At 42.4% G+C, this 1,982-nt stretch carries 4 protein-coding genes; all 4 read left to right on the top strand.

Annotated elements, in window-relative coordinates; all coding sequences use genetic code 11:
* The first annotated feature begins 11 nt into the window (after positions 1–11).
* The gene (locus tag ACWFR1_RS40200; protein WP_453561030.1) at positions 12–161 is read left to right on the top strand and encodes a hypothetical protein; all 150 of its coding nucleotides are present in this window, start codon (positions 12–14) and stop codon (positions 159–161) included.
* A 64-nt stretch (positions 162–225) separates the two neighbouring features.
* A complete protein-coding gene (locus ACWFR1_RS40195; protein WP_014479904.1) occupies positions 226–543 on the top strand; it encodes a transposase in 318 nt (105 codons plus the stop codon).
* Positions 540–1,454 carry an IS3 family transposase gene (locus ACWFR1_RS40190; RefSeq protein WP_033880480.1) on the top strand — a complete coding sequence of 305 codons (915 nt, stop codon included), beginning with the start codon at positions 540–542 and terminating at the stop codon, positions 1,452–1,454. Before ACWFR1_RS40195 ends, ACWFR1_RS40190 begins: the two co-directional genes overlap by 4 nt.
* 113 nt (positions 1,455–1,567) lie before the next feature.
* A partial coding sequence (locus tag ACWFR1_RS40185; RefSeq protein WP_453561019.1) for a spore germination protein occupies positions 1,568–1,982 on the top strand: 415 nt, incomplete at its 3' end.

The raw sequence follows: 1,982 nt of genomic DNA, 5'->3' as shown, positions 1-1,982 counted from the left end.
TTGATCCTAAGATTGTTCAAGATGTAATGAATAAATTAGATGATCTTCACATTGACGGAGCGTTTAGCGCCACTCAGCTAGAAGAATTAATGGAACCGACAAAAGCATTGTTTCCTTTGATGGGGTATACAGGCAGAGCAGACTTCTATTTAGCCCCCTAATGAATTTGGACACCTACTAAGAGTGGTTTTATACTTAAGGTTGCCAAATAAGGGGGCTTTTGTGATGCAAAGACGAAAACATTCTGCTGAATTTAAACAACAGGTGGTACAAGAAGCAATTGAAACAGGCAATAAAGCTTTGGTGGCGAGACGTCACGAGCTCAGTCCAAATCTCGTAAGCAAATGGGTAAAAGCTTTTCAGGAAAAAGGCAATCTAGATCATTCCGGCATTCAAGATATTGTTTCTCCCTCAGGGATCAAACAGTTGGAGGAGGAGAATGACCAGCTTAAAAAGCTGTTAGGCGAAAAAGATTTAGAAATTTCCATTCTCCGTGACGTACTAAAAAAGAAGAACCCTCACTTACTGAAACGCTTGAAATAGCGAATGAGTGGATTGCGAAAGGTTATGCCGTCCGTAAAGTCCTGAAGATTTTAGAGATTTCTCCTTCTACGTACTATTATCAATACAAGAAAGAAGAAAAGTCAGTAAGTGAGGGCAGACCCATTCCGGGCTATTCACTCACTAAGAACGGCAAAAAAATACCGGATGAACAAATACAGGAATGGCTGATGGAACTCATCTCAGGTGAAGCCGGTGTCTATGGCTATCGAAAGTTGTGCCTCCGCCTTCGAAGCGAGTATGCGCTACAGATTAACAAAAAGAAAGTGTACCGATTATGTAAGGAACTCGATATCCTACAGCCACAGCGAGAAGTGAAGTTCCACTATCCAAGAAAATTAGCGAGGAACCGGATCATCACTGAATCGAATCAGCTGTGGGAAGCAGATATTAAATACGGCTACATCGAAGGTGAAGAGCGTTTCTTCTTTATTCTATCGCTCATTGATGTATATGACCGTTCCATCATTGATTATCATATTGGTTTACATTGTACCGGACACGACGCTGGCCAACTCGTGCAGCGTGCCTTGTTTAAGCGTCAGCAATTTGAAAGAGAAACAAAGCCAGTCATTCGAACGGATAATGGTCCACAATTTATTTCTCTAGCGTTTCAGAAAGCATGTGAAACGTTCCACATCGAACATGAACGCATTCCGCCGAGAACACCGAATATGAATGCCCATATCGAGTCGTTTCACCGATTACTAGAGTATGAATGTTTGAGGCGGTTCGCTTTTCATTCCTACGCAGATGCGTATCATGAGGTGGCTGAATACATGGATTTCTACAATAATCGAAGAATCCATTCGAGTATTTTAGATTTAGCACCAAATGAATTTTATCAACGAAACCAAACAGAAGAGCTAACGATTAAAGAAGTGAGAGTATGAGGCAGGATGATTTTCTTGCCTCACCTAAAATAAAGAGCAATTCTATGAAATAATGAGCTAAGAGTAGTATGTGTCCAAAATTAGGGGGTTAACCCGACTTTACCGTGAACTGTATGCTCAATGGGCGTGTAGCGTTGATTGTGGATGGTACACCGGCTGCGTTGATTGCGCCTGCCAATTTATTTTTGCTTGTGAAAGCACCCGAAGATATCCACTTTACTGCTTTGGCAGCTACATTTGGTCAAACGCTTCGTTTACTTGGCTTGTCCGTATCGCTACTGCTTCCTGCATTTTTTGTTGCCATTCTTTCCTATCATCAAGATCAGCTGCCCTATTATCTACTTGCCACTTTGGGGATTAACCGGTTGGGAATCCCTTTTGATGTGGCAGTTGAAATGTTTATTGCACTTCTCTTCTTAGAAATCCTGCGGGAAGCTGGTATCCGATTGCCTTCTGCGGTCGGCTCCACGGTAACGGTTGTAGGAGGACTTATCCTGGGGGATGCGGCCATTCGTGCTGGATTCTTAT

Source organism: Streptomyces sp. NPDC055103, from assembly GCF_053607625.1.
The sequence above is the reverse complement of the archived record's forward strand: the minus strand, read 5'-3'. Positions and strand labels throughout refer to the sequence as shown.

Excerpts from the sequence above, each read along its gene's own strand:
- ACWFR1_RS40195 (WP_014479904.1), top strand. The coding sequence starts at position 226 with ATGCAAAGACGAAAACATTCTGCTGAATTTAAACAACAGGTGGTACAA.